The 17,949-nt window shown below is 49.0% G+C and carries 23 protein-coding genes; 14 read left to right on the forward strand and 9 right to left on the reverse strand.

The window, feature by feature from the left end; translation table 11 throughout:
* The first annotated feature begins 131 nt into the window (after positions 1–131).
* Positions 132–695 (forward strand): HD domain-containing protein, encoded by a 564-nt coding sequence (locus tag U8U68_RS17850; protein ID WP_322203251.1) that lies wholly within the window; start codon positions 132–134, stop codon positions 693–695.
* A gap of 669 nt (positions 696–1,364) precedes the next feature.
* Here the strand turns inward: U8U68_RS17850 and U8U68_RS17855 are convergent.
* From U8U68_RS17855 to U8U68_RS17895, 9 genes are read right to left on the reverse strand one after another with little or no spacing between them, the layout of a single operon-like run.
* On the reverse strand, positions 1,365–1,520 hold the full coding sequence (locus U8U68_RS17855; RefSeq protein WP_322203253.1) for a hypothetical protein: 156 nt from the start codon (positions 1,518–1,520) through the stop codon (positions 1,365–1,367).
* A 1-nt stretch (position 1,521) separates the two neighbouring features.
* Positions 1,522–2,193, reverse strand: a complete 672-nt coding sequence (locus U8U68_RS17860; protein WP_322203255.1) for an ABC transporter ATP-binding protein — start codon at positions 2,191–2,193, stop codon at positions 1,522–1,524.
* Positions 2,190–3,407, reverse strand: coding sequence for a peptide ABC transporter permease (locus U8U68_RS17865; RefSeq protein ID WP_322203257.1), 1,218 nt, complete (start codon positions 3,405–3,407; stop codon positions 2,190–2,192). Before U8U68_RS17865 ends, U8U68_RS17860 begins: the two co-directional genes overlap by 4 nt.
* Positions 3,394–3,840, reverse strand: a complete 447-nt coding sequence (locus tag U8U68_RS17870) for a hypothetical protein (RefSeq protein ID WP_322203259.1) — start codon at positions 3,838–3,840, stop codon at positions 3,394–3,396. Before U8U68_RS17870 ends, U8U68_RS17865 begins: the two co-directional genes overlap by 14 nt.
* Positions 3,841–3,850: 10 nt before the next feature.
* Positions 3,851–4,762, reverse strand: coding sequence for an anti-sigma factor family protein (locus U8U68_RS17875; RefSeq protein WP_322203261.1), 912 nt, complete (start codon positions 4,760–4,762; stop codon positions 3,851–3,853).
* Entirely contained in the window at positions 4,755–5,255 is a 501-nt protein-coding gene (locus U8U68_RS17880; protein WP_322203263.1) for an RNA polymerase sigma factor, read from the reverse strand. The genes U8U68_RS17875 and U8U68_RS17880 overlap by 8 nt, the downstream gene beginning before the upstream one ends.
* A gap of 26 nt (positions 5,256–5,281) precedes the next feature.
* Complete coding sequence (locus U8U68_RS17885) at positions 5,282–5,875, reverse strand: ABC transporter transmembrane domain-containing protein (RefSeq protein WP_322203265.1); 594 nt, start codon at positions 5,873–5,875, stop codon at positions 5,282–5,284.
* Entirely contained in the window at positions 5,764–6,189 is a 426-nt protein-coding gene (locus U8U68_RS17890) for a 6TM ABC transporter family protein (protein ID WP_322203267.1), read from the reverse strand. The genes U8U68_RS17885 and U8U68_RS17890 overlap by 112 nt, the downstream gene beginning before the upstream one ends.
* 5 nt (positions 6,190–6,194) lie before the next feature.
* Positions 6,195–6,797, reverse strand: coding sequence for a MarR family winged helix-turn-helix transcriptional regulator (locus tag U8U68_RS17895; RefSeq protein ID WP_322203269.1), 603 nt, complete (start codon positions 6,795–6,797; stop codon positions 6,195–6,197).
* 187 nt (positions 6,798–6,984) lie between these two features.
* Here U8U68_RS17895 and U8U68_RS17900 point away from each other — a divergent pair, with 187 nt between their 5' ends.
* The 13 genes from U8U68_RS17900 to U8U68_RS17960 all read left to right on the forward strand — a co-directional run.
* Entirely contained in the window at positions 6,985–8,940 is a 1,956-nt protein-coding gene (locus U8U68_RS17900; RefSeq protein ID WP_322203271.1) for an MATE family efflux transporter, read from the forward strand.
* A 287-nt stretch (positions 8,941–9,227) separates the two neighbouring features.
* The gene (locus U8U68_RS17905; protein WP_322203273.1) at positions 9,228–9,551 is read left to right on the forward strand and encodes a 6TM ABC transporter family protein; all 324 of its coding nucleotides are present in this window, start codon (positions 9,228–9,230) and stop codon (positions 9,549–9,551) included.
* The gene (locus tag U8U68_RS17910; protein ID WP_322203275.1) at positions 9,552–9,797 is read left to right on the forward strand and encodes a hypothetical protein; all 246 of its coding nucleotides are present in this window, start codon (positions 9,552–9,554) and stop codon (positions 9,795–9,797) included.
* Positions 9,798–9,915: 118 nt separating this feature from the next.
* Positions 9,916–11,337: a hypothetical protein gene (locus U8U68_RS17915; protein ID WP_322203277.1), complete on the forward strand. Its 1,422-nt coding sequence runs from the start codon at positions 9,916–9,918 to the stop codon at positions 11,335–11,337.
* Positions 11,338–11,616: 279 nt separating this feature from the next.
* Entirely contained in the window at positions 11,617–12,501 is an 885-nt protein-coding gene (locus U8U68_RS17920; RefSeq protein ID WP_322203279.1) for an FMN-binding protein, read from the forward strand.
* Positions 12,502–12,511: 10 nt separating this feature from the next.
* Positions 12,512–13,507 carry an FAD:protein FMN transferase gene (locus U8U68_RS17925; RefSeq protein ID WP_322203297.1) on the forward strand — a complete coding sequence of 332 codons (996 nt, stop codon included), beginning with the start codon at positions 12,512–12,514 and terminating at the stop codon, positions 13,505–13,507.
* Positions 13,494–13,847 carry a NusG domain II-containing protein gene (locus U8U68_RS17930; protein ID WP_322203281.1) on the forward strand — a complete coding sequence of 118 codons (354 nt, stop codon included), beginning with the start codon at positions 13,494–13,496 and terminating at the stop codon, positions 13,845–13,847. Before U8U68_RS17925 ends, U8U68_RS17930 begins: the two co-directional genes overlap by 14 nt.
* A gap of 9 nt (positions 13,848–13,856) precedes the next feature.
* Positions 13,857–14,381: a Gx transporter family protein gene (locus tag U8U68_RS17935; protein WP_322203283.1), complete on the forward strand. Its 525-nt coding sequence runs from the start codon at positions 13,857–13,859 to the stop codon at positions 14,379–14,381.
* Between the two features lie 398 nt (positions 14,382–14,779).
* Positions 14,780–15,139: a hypothetical protein gene (locus U8U68_RS17940; RefSeq protein ID WP_322203285.1), complete on the forward strand. Its 360-nt coding sequence runs from the start codon at positions 14,780–14,782 to the stop codon at positions 15,137–15,139.
* Positions 15,140–15,252: 113 nt separating this feature from the next.
* The gene (locus tag U8U68_RS17945; protein WP_322203287.1) at positions 15,253–15,894 is read left to right on the forward strand and encodes a hypothetical protein; all 642 of its coding nucleotides are present in this window, start codon (positions 15,253–15,255) and stop codon (positions 15,892–15,894) included.
* A gap of 744 nt (positions 15,895–16,638) precedes the next feature.
* Entirely contained in the window at positions 16,639–17,229 is a 591-nt protein-coding gene (locus tag U8U68_RS17950) for a hypothetical protein (RefSeq protein WP_322203289.1), read from the forward strand.
* A 22-nt stretch (positions 17,230–17,251) separates the two neighbouring features.
* Positions 17,252–17,482, forward strand: coding sequence for a carbon storage regulator (locus U8U68_RS17955; protein WP_322203291.1), 231 nt, complete (start codon positions 17,252–17,254; stop codon positions 17,480–17,482).
* A gap of 141 nt (positions 17,483–17,623) precedes the next feature.
* On the forward strand, positions 17,624–17,949 hold a 326-nt coding region (locus U8U68_RS17960), incomplete at its 3' end, for a flagellin N-terminal helical domain-containing protein (RefSeq protein ID WP_496196387.1).

The following is a 17,949-nucleotide window of genomic DNA, read 5'->3' on the forward strand; positions in this document are numbered from 1 at the left end:
GAGCATTTGTGGGAACCAAAGCCTTGCTTGCCACTATTATCAGCGACTATAGGTAGGGTTGAATGTCATTCCCGTTGGAGGTATCTTGGCTCGTGATAAATCGACAAACCTGTATTTGCAGAGGTGAAACTATGCGGGAAGATATTTTTGAGAATTTGCAGCATGAAATGTATGATAGATGCCAAAAACCAACGAATAAGTTTGGATTGGGCTGCTATTATCACATTATTGCAGTCGTTAAAAATGCAGAAATTCTGGCAGAAAAATACGGGGCAGATAAGGAAATTGTCGTGATTGCGGCTTGGTTGCATGATATTGCTTCTATTACAGATTATAGTCTCAATGAACTTCACCATATCCACGGGGCAGAAATAGCATATCGTATTCTAAAAGAATATGGTTATGATGACAGAAAGATTTCATTGGTACAAAAATGTATCAGAAATCACAGAGGCAGTGTCAGTTCGGAAAAAATCAGCCTTGAAGAATTATGTGTTGCCGACGCCGATGCAATCTCACACTTTGACAGTGTGCCGAGTCTTTTATATTTAGCATACGTTCAAAAAGGTATGGGAATTGAAGAAGGCAAGACATTTGTAAAAGACAAGTTGACGAGAAGTTTTCAAAAACTATCTGCTGAAAGCAAAAAATGCTATCAGGATAAATTTATAAAAGTGATGGAAGTTTTAGGTTGACAGCTTCCAGTTTGTTGGGGACGTTCATCTTTTGGGTGAAAGCCGCCTTGACAAATGTTCTCTTGCGACAAGGCGTGGATCGACACCTGCCGGTCACACCGGCGCTTTAAGCCGCGCCGGTAGTTATGGGTCTCGTTCCTCAGTACCGATTTGCAAAAGGCGTCAAACCGGCACTCGTCATAGCTGCGGGAATAGATCCCATCTTCTCACCCGCTTTTGTCGGGGGATGGTGGTGGTTCTCTCCCTTTCCGCTAGCAGAGCGAAGTGATTGGGCCGATCTGCGCGGTAAATGGCCCGATTTGCAATTTTTTTTGGCCAATCAGGAAACGATAAAAACCGTCCGGCAGGTCACAAACCCACCGGGCGAGTTGCTCAGTATAATTTTATAGTATAACTTTGTGTCCGCAGTTCTCCCAGACGGGGAACTGGATTTTTTGACGGTTCAAATGCTGTCAAATTGTGTCGAACGGGATGTAGTTCATGGCGGCTGCCTCATACCAGCCGCCGTGCGTTCCAGCGTTACCGCATCATTCTTTTGGGGGGATAAGAGAACGGCGGTTTTAATCCCTTAAAACCGCCGCATGGGGCAAATGTTGGCATGGTGAATCGGCCTGCCCAGCAGCTGTTTTTTCTTTTCTGCCGCTGGGCAGACTTGGCTTTTATTGACTTCTATTTAGGCCATCCCCAATAAACCGCAATGAGGACAAACACAATTCCGAGTGCGATAAGGATGATAGGCAACCCCTTTTGCTTTCTGCGGGAAATCCCGATTGCAACAAACAATATCCCCAGCAGCAATGACGCAACCATCGCAAAAAATCCCATTTTATTTACTCCTTTCAAGATGAATTACTCTATCATGACGATTGGCTATTTCCAAATCATGAGTTACCGTAATGATGGTGGTGTTAAACTCTTTGTTCATGTTAAAAAGCAAGGTTACAATTCTTTCTCTGTTCTCCACATCCAGGGATGCCGTAGGTTCATCAGCCAAAATAAGTTGTGGTTTCATGATGATTCCTCTGGCAAATACAGCTCTGGCCTTTTCTCCTCCGGAACATTCAAGAGGTTTCTTTTTTAGTATGTGCCTAATCTCAATCGCACTAACGACAGTATCGAAATCCTCAATCGCCCCAACACTCTTTTTGTCAGGACTGGCATAAAGAAACGGCAGTTTGATGTTATCTTCAACCGTCAAAGAGTTAATGAGCGCCGACTCTTGAAGAACAAAACCAATCCGTTGATTTCTCCATTGCGCTAACTGGCTTGTATGTAACTGATTTGTCGGCGAACCAAAAAGTGTATATTTACCGGCATAATTTCGATCAAGCAATCCAATGATATTGAGCAAAGAACTCTTGCCTGCTCCCGATTCGCCGACAATGGCAATTTTCTCACCAGCGGTGACTTCAAGCCTGAAATCATTTAGTATTGAAATCCGCGCCTTTTTGCTCCTGTAGATTTTTTCTTTAACGCTTAGATCAATAATCTTCGTCATTGCAATACCCCCAAGGAGATGGGAACCTTTTTGATTTTCCACAACATATTTTCGACAATAATTATTCCGATAACAACATCAGAAACGACCACCACCAATAAGGCCAGCCAGTCCATTCCTATCAAACCAAACAATCCGTAAGTAGCAAAGGTGGCGTCTTTCCTTAACCAGCACCCGTATCGGTTAAAAGCGGTGAATATAGAAATCAGTGCTACATTCACAAAGGAGAGCATCCCAAAGTAACTATAAAAAATTCTTTTCAGCGTTGAGTCGCTTAATCCAACCAACAGATTGATCGTAAAATCTTTCAGCATTAAGCGAACACTAACCAAAGCGTTCCAAACAGAAAGGCAAGTTATGACGATCAGCAGGATAAAGGTCATTATGGATATGATTTTTAGTGAATGAAGATAGTATTCGTTGAAATAATCGTAGTTTTCCTTTTGGCTAAAGAAATTGAAACTTAAACCCAGATTATCTTTGATAACCTCACTCAAATCCGCTATTTTTTCTTTTGAGGTTTCCAAAAGGATAATGTCCATGAGGCCATTAAATTGGATGTCCATGTTGGCGTGATTGATAAATTCTTCATTCACTGGAAAGAGGATTGAGAAATTGTAGTATGTCTTGGAATTGAGGGCATAGTAATTGGAATGGTTGGCGTTTTGCGTCAATACCCCCTGAACCTTTAGCGTTAAAGGCCGCCCAAAAACAGATTCTTCCAGTTCTATTGTTGCTCCAACGGGATATGTTTTGCCTAGCCCTTTTCCGATTAAAACAGGAATTTCCCCGTCTAATTGGTAATCAAAGTCCAAATCCGTCCCTTGTGAAAGCTCAAATTCATTTAATCTGTAATATTGCTCGTTCAGATAGCCTAATGATATTTTCATATCATCACCGTTTGGAACAGATACAATAAACCCGTCTGTATAAAAAGCATACTCAAAGCTGCTATTCAAATAGTCATACACTGCTTGAGTTCTGTTCTCGTCCACCATGCCCATATCAATAGGGCTATCCGGGTCTAAGTTAGCGATATAAACCCCCTTTTGATTTACGTATTTTGTTTCCTGATACCCCTGAAATGTTGACAAAATGGAACGAGCAGCCGTAAAGGTTATGTAATTCGCCATGAGGAGCAATAGCATGATACCGATACCAAGTATCGGTTTTCTCAAAAATATTTTTGAAACAAAGAACTTAAATGTTTTCATATTTCCGTACCCGCCTTGCGCTGACTAGTATGTATGTGACAAAAATAAGGACTAAATAAAAATTGTTGGCTAAATTGAAACCAAGATGGAGATTTGCCAAAGCCGATAAAAGATAAACAGAAATCAGTACCGTGAGACAGTCCAGCACATAACGAATGGCGATGCTAAACACAGTGCCGCCTACAAGTATTCTGCAAAATATTTCTGTCTTTTTTCTATCCAGTATTTGATAATGGAACACGATCACAATGAAGGTAAACAACGAAACAATCAATGGCTGGTAATCAATAAAATTTTTCAAAAAAGCCTTTAGAATATAGGCATCCAAGTCCAAAGCCTTTGCATAATCCAAAAGCAAATTGAGAGAAAAACAGGAAATATATGCAATACTTAGCTCTAACATATCCGTTAGCCTAAACAGAGATTTTTTCATGCCATTTTCTCTATCCTCTCCAAGTGTTCAGCCTTGCTTTATAAAGTGATTTCCCCGTCAGCATTGCGAAATAAAGCAGCATAGCAACCAGGATGATAATACAAAAATCTCGTTGTGATGAATATGTCGTGAAGTTAAAGCCTTTTGTGCAAAGCTGCGCTGCTATATAGGAAATTGGGAACGGGATAGCCCTGTCAATCCACACAATGATTGTTTGCTTATTTCTTAATAGCAATCGTAAAATTGCAAGGACAGCAAGGGCAAGAAAAGCTAATAGAAAATACGGCATCAGGATCAGTCTTGGCAGGGTTACGCCGTTTTCTTCGGGGGGTTGATTTGCCCCATAGATCAGTACGTCCTCGGAGCCATCGTTTTGAGCATAGAAAATCTGAATTTCCGTTTCACGGTCAAAAGGTATCACCATATTTTGTTTTCCTCGATTAGACGAATATAAGTCCCAGGTTGTAGTCCAAGCATTTATACGATAAATTGCCGTTTCTGTTTCATTGTCAAATACTTCGTTACAGCGATAACCAGTCACCTCACTATCGAAGGTGATGATAACGCCCCCATCAGGCCCATCAATCACATTGAGCAGGTTATCGGAATAGGGGAAAAATTTAGGTGATGTTAAAATCCCAAAAATAATCGTCGCGATGGCACAGGCCAAGACCGCTGTGAAGCAAATAGTCTGCAAACGTTTGATAAATAGGTCCCGCTTTACTCTTTTTAACGGCACAATATCAGTATCAGGGGCAGCATCAGGGATGAAATTCGTAGCTTTCTGCATACGCTCAAACTCCGCATGGCACTCCGCACAATGTTCAAGATGCTCTCTAACAAATTCTCTTGTGTCTATACTTACCATATCTTCTACATAAAGCGGAAGTATGTCTTTGATTAAATTGCATCGATCAATCATTAGTGGCCTCCATTTGTTCGAGTATTTTGTTTCTCGCCCGGTGATAAGTGACACAGGCCCAGTTATCTGTTTTTTGAAAAATTTTTGCGATTTGTTTGAAACTCAACTCTCCAAAAACCCGTAGCATAAAAACTTCCTTATATGGTTCGGCTAAATTATGCAGCAGCAGATGTATTCGCATGGCATCATTGCGGTTTATTATCTGTTCCTCAATGGTGTCTATATTATCTGTAAATTCAATATCATCAATATCTACAAGTCTCTGCTGCTTTTTCAAGTGAGAAAAGTAACAGTTTTTTGCGATTTGACAAAGCCAAACGCGAATATCTGTATCGCCGCGAAAAGCATCTATTGAGCGCATTGCTTTGAAGAATGTTTCGCTTGTGATTTCCTCCGCAATGCTTTCATCTTTGGACAGCTTTTTGAGAAAAAGAAATACATCATTAAAGTATTTTCTATAAATTTTCTCAAATTTTTCTTTGGAATCTGCCACTTTCTCACCTCCTCCCTTATAAGACGTCACATTTCAAAAAATCTTACAAGGTTTTTGAAATTTTTTTGAAAACAGCTTTTCTTCTTATAAATTTGCGGTGGAGCGGATCTCCGCCCAACACATATCTTACGGAGACATGGCGAATAAATCAACGCCCAAAGTGTAAACAATAAGGCACCGTCAGGTACATCAAGGCGTTTATAGCCGAGGTTCATAAAGGAAAAAACCACCAGTACCCCCAGTTGTGTCTTGATCAGTTCATCGTCGGCCTTGCCGAAACGGGCCTTTTCGTATAATTCCCGCACGCAGGCCTTGATGATGCGGAGGCCGGGAACGTCCTCCTGCATAATGGAGTTGAGCCGATCAAGCTGGACCTGAAGGCGTAGGAAAAGCGGGTTCGCGTTCCATAGGCAGAACGCTAAAACGCCCACAATAAATGGGAACGCGCACAGCATAATAAACCCAAACGCGCGGTTGAGCATGAACATAAACGTGATGCTGCCCAGTGTCAAAAACACGCAGCGGACCATGCCCCGGACAAACTGGGAGACAAAGTTCTGCACCTGGGTAATGTCGTTTGCCACCCGCGTGACCAGCGTCCCCGCGCCGAACTGGTCCATCTGGGAAAAGGAGAAATTCGTAATGCGCCGGAAACGTCCTTGTGCATTTCATTTCCGATGTTTTGTCCGGACAGATGGACAAACACATTGTTCATGGAGCCGCACAGGCCGCCGAACAATACCTGCCCAATCATTTGCAATCCCAGGGTCCAGATCAAGGATAAATCTCCTATGCCATCCTTGTTTATCCCCAGCACGCCATCGTCCACGATACGGCTCATAATGCCGGGCTGCACCCAATCCATCAGCACTTCTCCCATCATGAATACTCCGGTAATGACCGCCAGCAGGTATCTTTTGACATATTTCCACATAGAGCCTACCTGCCGCTTTCCCGAAGGGCCCTGCCTTTGCCGCAGGGGTTTGGGCAGTTTGGGCAGTCGTGGTTGCAGTGGGGCCGCTCCTCAGCTCTGTCCTCGTGGTGTCGCTCACTGCCTTCCTGTTCACTGTGGGGGCTGTGTTTCCCATGGCGGCCATGGTGATGACACCGCCGTTCTTTGTGGCGGGACTCCCAATCCCTGTTGACCTTTTCCAAAAGCCCCAACAGCTGGGATTTCTCATCCTCGGACAGAGCCGCGAACATCTCCCCATGCCGTCCATCCCGCTGACTTTTTGCCTCTTTCGCCTGGTTCTCGCCCTCCCCGGTCAGGGTAACGTCCACCGTGCGGCGGTCGGCTTTGCTCTCCGTGCGGGTAAGCAGTCCCGCGTTTTCCAGCTTGGCGACCACCTTGCTGGCGGACCCGGGCTGGATGCCCAGGCGCTCTGTCAGCTCTCGCTGGGTAATGGGGCCAGTCTCTAAAAGCAAAATCAAAATGCGTTTCTGGCTGCCCCGCCCCTCGGATAAATCCCGCATGGTGTGGCTGATGTCCCGCAGCTTTGAGGCAGGAAAACCTTTGTGCAAAATGCCTATTTGACTTTCCAAGCACAAATCTGCTACAATCTAAAGACAAACAAAATACAGCCATTCAACGACACACGCAGCGCGGCTCCCGCGCGTAAGCCTGATTACGGTACGGAAAAACGGCGTGTGTCTGTTCTTTTGGGGATGCCAAATATAGGGCGGCACACATCCAGCGTGTGCTGCCCTTGGCATTTTCAGGAGGTTTTTTATGCAAGACAGCGTCTATCTTGGCACGGAAAAGGTTGGCAGGCTGCTGGGGGAATTTGCCATCCCCTGTATCTTTTCACTGATTATTTCCTGCCTGTACAACATTGTGGACCAGATTTTTGTGGGCAACGGCGTGGGCTACCTGGGCAACGCAGCCACCGGGGTTGTGTTTCCTGTCACGGTAGTGGGCTGGGGCGTGTCGCTGTTCTTTGGCGACGGAGCGGCAGCGGCTCTCAGCGTGTCTTTGGGCCGGGGTGAAACAGAGGATATCCACAAAATCGTGGCCAACGCCATTCTTGGCTCTTTTCTTGGCGGGGTGGCAATTATTGCCATAGGCTATACCTGGGGCGACGGTCTGCTCCAGCTAATTGGGGCCACTGGGCAAAACCTCTCCCTGGCCCATGACTACGGCTTTATCATCTACGCCATGATGCCCCTGGCCCTGGTGCAAAACACCCTGGCCTCTATTATCCGCGCGGATGGCAGCCCCCAGTACGCTATGGGAGCCATGCTGGTGGGCGCGGTACTGAATATCATTGGAGACCCGGTGGCGATTTTTGTACTGGGCATGGGGATAAAAGGTGCGGCCTGGGCCACAATTTTAGGGCAGTTTGTCAGCTTCTTAATCTGCGCGGCCTATCTTGCTAGAAGTAAGACCTTCCGCATATGCGGCGGCAGCTTCAAGCTCAGGGCTAAGATTCTCCGGCAGGTGATGGCTCTGGGCACGTCTAGCTTCCTGACACAGCTATCCATTGTGGTGATTACAGTCATCAATAATATCCTGTTGGTGCAGTATGGCGCCCGGTCAGAGTATGGGGCGGACATTCCTTTGGCGGCGTTCGTGGTCATTATGAAACTGTTCCAAATTGTGCTGAATATTGCCATCGGCATTGCGGCAGGCGCACAGCCCATTGTGGGCTACAATTACGGAGCAAAAAAATACGCCCGGGTGCGGGAACTGCTGAAACTGATGATAAAGTGTACCGTCATTGTCTGCCTGATTTGTACGGTGCTGTTTGAGACTTTCCCGCTGGTGTTCATCCAGATGTTCGGCGCAGATGGGGAACTGTACACCCAGTTTGCAGTGCTGTGCCTGCGGATTTATCTCTCGCTTATACTGTTTACCTGTGTGCAGAAGGTCTGCGCTATCTTTTTGCAGTCCATTGGCCATGCGAAAGCCGCCGCGCCTCTTTCCATCCTGCGTGATTTGCTGCTCATCGCCTTCTCTCTTGTTATCCCAATCTTTACTGGTGTAACTGGCATTTTCTGGGCCGCGCCGACAGCGGACGTCCTTGCGATCCTTATCACGGCTGCCGTTATGGGAAAGTTGTGGAAAGAGCTGAATGTCCCGGATGAAAACGTGCAGGAGAGCCGGACTGCCCTAAAAGCAAGCCGTCCCGGCCCCATTATCACTATTGCGCGGGAGCATGGCTCCGCAGGTAAGCGGGCAGGCCAGCTGGTAGCGGAAAGGCTGGGCGTTTCCTGCTACTATAAAGAACTGACCGCTCTGGCGGCCCAGGAAAGCGGCCTTGCGAAAGAGTTTATTTCCGGCTTGAACGCAGACGAAAACGCCATCATGCGGGATTTGTACCTGAGTACCAGCGCCGTGCAGCAAGCCATTACGGCGCAGGAAAAAGCCATCCGAATGATTGCGGACCAAGGTTCCTGCGTTATTGTGGGCCGGGCGGCGGATTATGTGCTGCGTGAGCGTGAAAATCTGGTGCGGGTGTTCATTCACGCGCCAAAGGATTACCGGATAAAAAAGGTTATGGAAATGTACGGCGACACCGTTCAAGAGGGGGAAAAGAGCATTGCACGGTCGGACGCTGCGCGGAGCGCGTACTATAAAAGTATCTCTGGGCAGGACTGGGGCGACCCTCACCATTATGAATTGAGCGTAGACAGTTCGATAGGGGCGGAGAGGGCCGCAGAAGTTATTTACAAATATCTTGGGTAAGTGTACTTTCGTATATTCGGGCGAAGGGGAGGGGACGCGTTTATCGCGCCTCCTCCTTGCATTTGCTGAAAAAATTTGATTGACAAAAAGCGATAGTAAACCAGATATGGTTTGTGTTGGCTCATTAGAGTGCTGTTATATCCCTGCGCAGTTAGCGTGAATTAACTAAGAGGTGAATCTGATTTATGAGGATCAACAAGCGGCTGATCGGTACAGTCCGTGAAAGCAAAAAGTACGTGGCCGGGAACGTAGTATTGCAATAGCTCTCCCTGCTGGTAAACATGGCCATGATGACCGCCATAACCGCCCTTTTGGCGTGTTTGGCTCTGGGCAAGACTGGGCAGATCGGCCTGACGGCAGCGGTGGCGGCAGGAGCTGTTGCTGTCCGCTTTGCCTGCACGGTGGGGGCTTCCCGCATGGGGTACCTGTCCTCCAAGGCTGCCAAGCGCACCTTGCGGGAGCTTATCTGCCGCAAGCTCTTCCGGCTGGGGGCTGGCTACTGCCAGAGCGCCAGCACCGCCGAGGTGGTCCAGGGAGCCGTGGAGGGCGTTGACCAGCTGGAGACCTATTTCGGCGCGTACCTACCCCAATTCTTCAAGGAGGCCGTCTAAATGAAACGGAGCGGATTCAAGGTCATGCTGAAACTGGTGGGGCTGGTGCGGCCCTTGGCCCAGGTTCATGGCGCTGGCCATCCTGATGGGGCTGGCCGGGCACCTGTGCGGCGGCGTTCATCACGATCTTTGGCGGGGACGCGGTGCTGGATTTGCTGCACTTTGACGTGCCATTCACCGCAAAGAGAAAAGCTGGAAAAAGTGCTTGACTTTTCTTTCCCGATGATGTATACTGGCGAAGGTTAGTTGATACTAACCGTTTGCTTTCCGGATGTGTTAGCTTAAACTAACACATTGCGAGTTCCAGGCACCCGCGGTAATCCCTGGCAGCTCCGCGCCCAAAATTCATGAAAGAGGTACAGATATGAGTATAAGAAAGCTATCTATGTCCGCAGTCGCGCTGGCCTTGGCGGTATTCCTCACCGCCTGCGGCACACCCAGCCAAAACAGCTCAGAACCCAACTCCGATGCGGGTTCCAGTCCGGTGGAGTCCAGCAGTGCTCTCCCATCTGAACAGGAAACGGCAGGCCAGGAATTGGCAGGAAACGCAATGGTCTTTGGAACAGCCACCCTGACCTATGCTGAATTTTACTCAGGCGATGTGTCCAGCACTGAGAACTTCGATGCAGTCACCTCTGCCACCACATCCAAATATGAAATCATGGCAAATATGGCCACAGATTTTGTTGATGAATCTGCTAACGCAGATGGTTACCATATTACCGGCGTTAAAAATGTGAATGTCGCTGTTCCGGCAAGTGAACTGGAAGCCTATCAGGCTGTTAACGACAGTTTCGCACCCATTCAGGGTGAAGCCCCGGCCCAGTACAAAACTGTCAAAATGGAAGGTAACAAGGCAGTCTACTCGGCTACCCAGTTCAATATTGCCGACACCGTTACCGATGCCACCGCCGAGCTGCAAACCGGCACTAACTGGGGGGATTATCAGATCAATGTAACTGATGGCGCCAAGGTCCACCTGCGAAACACCAGAGAGGACGAGGGCTTTGATATTGGCGGCGAGATCCAGGGGATCATTCTGGAAACCGGCAGTGGTTTGCAGGTGGGAATGGAGCACCTGCAAAGTATTTGGGTGCAGCCCTATGAGGTGTCATTTAATGTACTGGCCGACAACACCCATAACACACATATCAGTGGCTTTGACAATCTTCCGGAGCTTTCCAAGCTGGTGGGTGAAACAGTGACGAAGATCACCTACATTATGCCAGACAGCGCTTATGTTTATGAATTTGATGGAATATATATCAAGCCACTCTATGAAGGGACAATAACCGCTGCCGTTTCAGATTCCTATGATAGCGTAACTCTCTCTACCAGTGATTTCTCCGCGTTTGAAAATGGCAAGCTGACGGTTACCTACACCCTGGGCAGCGGGCGCAGCCGGGAGGTCAAAACGCTGCTGGAAACCTGGCTGGCCGGCGGCGCGGCTGATTATGTTTTGGATGTCTCCGCTATTGACGGACTGGATGCAGGCGGCGCATATGGCGCGGTAATTTCCTCCGACACCTATGCGGATATCCCGGTCGCGCTTCCCGTATCTTCCGGTCAAAAAGCAGCCCTGGAAACATTGATTGCCGCAGCCAATGAAAAGCTGGCTGTTGAACCGGACAACGCCACGCTCCAGGAGCATATTCGGGAAGCCGAGGAACTGCTGGCAAATACGTCTGCTGCTTCCGCCGAGGCGGGTTCGCTGATTAGCGAACTCACCCAGCTTACCAGCAATGAAGCAGGCAGCGGCGAAAAAGGCGGACACGGCGGACACTAAGTATAACCATCCATCATTCTCTGCCGCAGAGCCGCCCTGGCGGTTTTGCGGCAGTTGTTTTAGGAGAACACAATGGTATTTTTATTTTCGTTGGGGGTTTCAATATTATTTGTAATCTGGTTCAGCAAAGTCCTTCGGGCACACCCAATACCATTTTATGTGGGGGCGGCAGCTATCGCCTTGGCGGTGGTCACAGTAACATGGCATGGCGTGGCTTTGCCTTCCGGATTTAAGGCATATATTTGGCCTATGTTTGCCCGGGGCGGATTAGCGGGAGCGATGTTTGTTATTGTCATGTTTACCGGGGCGTTTCCCAATGGCTCCGCACCCATCAAAAAGCTTATGCCCATCCGGGGGCCGCTGTCTATCCTGGCCTCCATACTGACCCTTGGGCATAACGCCGCATATGGCCGGCTGTATTTTGTCCGGCTGTTCACCCACCCGGCCAGCCTGCCCACGGGCCAGCTGCTGGCGGCAGTCTGCTCTGTGCTGATGATGCTTATCATGCTGCCGCTGTTTATCACATCGTTTATGGCAGTGCGCCGGAAAATGCAGCCCAAAAGGTGGAAAGCCCTCCAGCGCTTGGCCTATGGCTTTTACGGGCTGCTCTGCTGCCATATCCTGCTGTTGACAGTACCTGAAGCGGTACATGGAGAGCGCGCCTACCAGCTGACTGTCTTTGTCTACGGCACCGTGTTTTTAAGTTATCTGTTCTGCCGGATAAGCAAAGTGTGGGCGAAAAAGAAAAACACCTCTTGTTTTCTGGCAAAGCGGCAGGTAGGGGCAGTGATATGCTGTACGGCTCTGAGTGCGTGCGCGACGCTTTTTCTGGGGATGAGCAACTCGAATTCTGTAGAATCTGCTCCTCCAGTTGAATCTTTCACGGAAAGCCAAAGCGGCTATCGGGATGGCACATATACCGGCAGTGCCATGGGAATGAACGCTCCCATCGAGGTGAGTGTGACCGTGGAGGGAGGGCATATCACAGATATTTCGATTGTTTCCAGCCGGGATGACGAGCCGTATTTCAGCGACGCCCTGTATGTGATAGACGATATCCTGGCAGCGAACCACACCCAGGTAGATACCGTAACCGGGGCGACTTACTCCTCCGGCGGCATTCTCGACGCGGTGGAGGCTGCGCTGGAAAGTGCAGGTGGATGAAGTGAAACGGATGTTACTTGCGTGTGTTTTGATGGCTGTATTGTCTGGTTGCAGGCAGCAAAGGGAGCCGCATTCTGCCACTTTCTTTGCAATGGATACGGTGATGGAACTGGCAGTATACGGTAGCGAAAGTCTACTGGCCGAGGGAGAAGAACTGATACTGGACATAGAGCAGCGCCTGTCAGTAACCGACAGCAGCAGTGAGATTGCCGGGCTAAACCGTGACGGTAAAGCCGCCGTCAGCTCAGAAACAGAATCGCTGCTTGAGAATGCGCTTGTTCTGTGCGAACGGACAGATGGCGCATTGGATATTACCGTTTATCCAGTAGTGCGGGCCTGGGGCTTTACTACAGGGGAGTATCAGGTACCGGATGAAATTGATTTGGTAGATGCGCTTGCGTTAGTCGATTACCACAAGGTCAAGCTGGACCGTGGAACAGCGTCACTGTCACCCGGAATGCAAATCGACCTGGGCAGTGTGGCAAAAGGATGGACTGGGGACAAAGTTCTGGAGATGTTCCGGAAAAGGGGAGTAGAAAGTGCGCTGTTAAATCTGGGCGGAAACGTGCAGGCTTTGGGCTCCAAGCCAGATGGCTCCTCCTGGCGGGTGGGAATTCGCAGCCCCTCAGAAGATGGCTATGCCGGGGCAGTGGAGATATCCGATAAAGCGGTTATCACCTCCGGAGGATATCAGCGTTTCTTTGAAGAAAATGGCAACCGCTACCACCACATTATTGACCCAAAAACAGGCTGGCCAGCCTCAAACGGGCTGCTCTCAGTAACAGTGATTGGAGACAGCGGTATGGCCTGCGACGGACTGTCCACAGCGCTGTTTGTCATGGGACTGGAACGTGCCTTGACGTTTTGGGAAACGCAGGGGGATTTCGAGGCGGTTTTCATCATGGAGGACAAAATTGTTATTACTGACGGCCTAGAGGATTCCTTTGAGCCACTGGGAAAGTATGTGGATATGAAGGTGGAGGTGCGGGATCGTGATAAAGACTAAAACATGGGTCGCAGCTTTGGGAACGGCACTGGTGCTGTCTATCGGATGGCTGCTGGCTCCAAAGTCTCAGGGAACGATGGCGAAAGTGTATCAGGACGGCTCCTGCATTCACTCGGTGGATTTGTCCCAGGTGACGGAACCGTATGATCTACCAGTAAAAAGCGGAGATAAAAACAACACCATTCGTGTGGAAGCAGGACGCGTCTGTATGATTTCTGCCGATTGCCCGGACCAGACCTGTGTACACATGGGGTGGAGTACCGGGCAGCCCATTATCTGCCTGCCGCACAAATTGGTGATTGAATTTACTGACACCGGCACAGACGCTCTGGCTGGTTAGGAGACTGGCATGAATGCAAAGCGTATTTCTTTAGATGCCCTGCTCACTGCCATCGCCCTGACAATTTTTACTGTTGAGCTGCAAATACCGTCTATTGTTCCTATCCCCGGTGTCAAACTGGGGCTGGCAAATATCATAACGATTTTTGCAATTTTTCTGTTGGGGCCGGGAGATGCGGCATATATCCTGCTGGCCCGTATTTTTCTGGGCGGCATCTTCTCCGGCAGAGCAGCCGCGTTGATCTACAGCTTATCGGGTGGGTTGCTATGTTATGCTGTAATGCGAATTTTGCACAGGATAGTAACAGAAAAGCAGATATGGGTGTGCAGTGTAATTGGCGCAATTGCCCACAACACCGGGCAGATTGTAGCGGCAATTTTTGTGACAGGTACCTGGGCTGTGGTTTCTCACTTGCCGGTATTGATGGTATCAGGTATTTGCGCCGGGGCCTGTACCGGGCTGGCAGCGCAGCTTGTGGTAAGAAGGAGCCGGAACCTATTAGCGCGAAGGAAGCAAGGGGGGCCCTTCACCTAGATCGCATAAAAGCATGGCAGCTGTTTTCTTTAAGAAAATACTGCCGTGCCTTTTTTGTGTTTTGTATATCCCATTCTCGTAGAAAAAACGATCTCTGTTGATAGCCAAGTGGAAGAATCCTGCCTGACCGGGAGCGGTGGAGAACGCACGTTAAGCATCTTTGCGAGTACATCAGTAAGCTACAATAGAATACAGTTACCGGCCCCAATTACATTTGTGATTGGGGCTATTTTTATGCGAATTTTTAGGAGGAACCGACTATGAACGAAGTCTCGCCGACGGCGAGATGTATCTGCGGCTGGCGGCTGATTTAGACAGTCGGATAGCCAAGTTAAAGGCCAGATACAAGGCCACTGGGGACATGAAGTTTCTTTATAGTATACAGGGATTTGAAGAAAATGCAACGCGACCACCGGAACACGGCGCTGCATTTGCTGTACCGGGGGGAACCCAGGAAGCATGAGAATATGGAGGTACACGGAAATGAATTTTGGATGAATGCGGGCTACATCATTACTGACTCCATTCATTTTGGGGGGATGGAATTTGTGCTGGGAGTACATAGCACAGCACAAAAGCAGTTTGTGACTTGGGCCTGCAAGGGTGGAAATGATTGCTTTTGGGGTGATTATCACTCCGATCTGCTGTCAGCCACAAAAGATTTGCTTGACAGGGCCGCACAGGAACTGGATTTCTGCATGAGGTATGACGAAAAGGCACAGTCCCCTCGAAAAGAGCCGGAGGAGACTTGCCTATGATGAAACTTTTGTGGGGGAGGTAAACCCCATGCAAGAAACAGAACGCCTGCATGGTTCCTTGTGAAAATGATCCCCCAAAAGCCATAATTCCTCCTATGACCCAGGAGGAATTTGTGGACCGCACCTTGGAAGCATGGACTTATAGCGATGGGGATTCCAGGGTTTCCGCTGCCTTTCGGGGCGGGGAGCGGGAATGGGAAATCCTCTGGAATGATGAGAGCTGCAAAGTCCGTGGTGCTATAACCTGCCGCGTCAGCGAGGAATATCAGCTAAAACTTGTGGGAGACCCCATTGCCCCTATCCGAAAACTGTTGGCTATTTACGGCGCGGACAGGGTACCCCTTGCCCTTGTAGAACGTGGTGAACAGGACAAAGATGTGATACAGAGCTTTGCAAAGTTTGGTAACACCGCCGTTCGTCACCAGCTGATGGATGTAGTCTGGGACAAAACGGATTTATTGATAAAATGCGTTTCATATCTGCCCGCCAGCAGCATAGAAAAACTCATGAGCCACCCCGATACGGATGTACAAATCCACGCCACCCTGCATGGCACCCGGGAGCAATGCCGCCATGTGTTGTCTTTGCCGGAAAACCTACAGAATCTTTCGACGAAGTTCCTTCGTTCTTGCCTCATTGACCGCATAAATGAGCTGGACAAGGTTGCAAATATCATTACAGTTAGCCATGCAAAATCACACAAAAACCGAGAAGCGGAGCTTTTCTTTCAACTCACATATTTCGTGAACACCTGATATAATCCTCGTTCGATTTCTGTATGAGCTTTCTTTCCCTCTCGCTCATCGTATTGTGGAAGAGAATTCATAAAGGTGATTTCTCTTCCATCCAGGATTGCGGTTGCGGTCTCCCTTAAATATGTGATGTCTGAATTTGGCTTAAGGCAACCCCGCACAATTCTAAGCACCGTCTTGCTTGCAGATTTTCCGTGATAGAGCACAGCTTTCGCTGGTCAATGGTGAGATGGACGGCGCTCAATCTGTACCCTCTGAAGAAAAATCTGACTGCCCAATACGGTACTTAGAATTCTGCGGTATTGCCTTAAGCCTGACAAAGTGCCAAGGAAGGCCGTCTGCACGTTGATTGCCTACTATCTTGACAACAAGCCTGATGATTCGGATTGAGTCGTGCTGCCCGTCACGAATTCTGACGCTTACTTTGGCAGTACGATGTTCAGCAAGAAGTGGCTGCCTGCCATCCCGGAGACGCTGATTGTGCGGGAGAGGGAGCGGATGGGCGTGGCAAGATACCGATGCGGGGCAGGGCATAGCGAGGCGCTAAGCCAAGCCCGGAGACAATATAGAATAAATAAACAAAAAAGCACATCGGAAATGTACAAATAACCGATGCGCTTTTTCTGTGCCTTATTTTGTGTCTTACACCATGAGTATCGGCATATTTGCAAAAAAGATAAGCCCAAACCCGAAAAAACTTCACTTCGTAAACCTGTAGATTCACGGTTTTTAAGGGGGTGGCGGCCTGTGTCTGTTCTGGATTTAGACTTGATTAGCGGAGCAGGGAATAGCCCTGCTCCGGGGCAAGGGATAACAGAAGAAAAGCTGCGGCGGCACCTCCATGATTTAGCAGAGGAAATCGTGTGCGATTTGAATGAGTACACCCCAGCTGGCAGCCAGGAACTGCTGAGTGCCTTTGTTTCCGAACTGTTCCTCGCCGCTACGAAACAGGCTATCCGGGAGGAGCGCCGGAAAAAGCAGGCCGAAGGCATCGCCAAAGCAAAAGCCAAGGGCGTGAGCTTCGGGAGGAAAACGAAGCCGCTGCCCGACAATTTCGAGGAGGCCCGGCAGTTGTGGCTTAAGCGGGAGTTGAATTTGAAGGACGCGGCTAAGTATTGTGGTTTGCCGGAAAGCACCTTTTATGACGCCGTGCGGCGGCTGGGGGAACCGGTCAGTGTGAACCCTCGGAAACCATTGCCGGAGAATTTTGAGGAATCCCGTCTGTTATGGCGCAGCCACAAGCTGAAGATGAAGGAGGCTGCGGAACGTTGCGGTATGGCCGCGACTACCTTCTATGATGCGGTGCGGCGGGTAGAAAGCGCAGAAGCCCGCGATTAGAAAAACTGGGAAGGAGCCCAACATGTTGTCATTACGATTGAAGCCCGGTGAGTATTTCACCATCGGCAAGGATATTACCGTGCAGGTTTTTCAAGATCGGGGCAACTCTATTGAAGTTGCCATTGACGCTCCGAGGGAACTGCCTGTACTGCGGGGTAAACTTTTCGAGCAGACGGAAAAGCGCCCGGAGATGCTTCACAATGAGGATTACAAGCGTGCGTCCGAATTGCGGCGCAATGAAAAACACTTTTGATTTAGATTTCTGCTGGTCCTAGGCCAGTTGAAATAAATAGTGTTGGATAGTTAGGCTTGGCCAGTTTGACGAACCAGCACGAACCCCACGATGAACGTGGGTTGCCCGAAACGCAAAAAATAATTTTAAGGAGAAAAAATTATGCGTATTCAACACAACATCCTGGCGATGAACGCTTATCGCAACTACAACACCAACACGTCCGCTCTGGCAAAGAACCTGGAGAAGCTGTCCTCTGGCTACAAGATCAACCGAGCTGGTGACGACGCGGCCGGTCTGGCTATTTCTGAGAAGATGCGTGCCCAGATCACCGGCCTAAGCGCTGCCCAGAAGAACGTAAAGGACGGTGTTTCTCTGGTAAAGACCGCCGAGGGCGCCATGCAGGAGATCCAGGACATGCTCAACCGCATGGACTACCTGGCCACCCAGTCTGCCAACGGCACCTATGACAATGATGTTGACCGCAA

The sequence above is a fragment of the Acutalibacter intestini genome, assembly GCF_034334985.1.
Classification (GTDB): Bacteria; Bacillota; Clostridia; order Oscillospirales; family Acutalibacteraceae; genus Acutalibacter; species Acutalibacter intestini.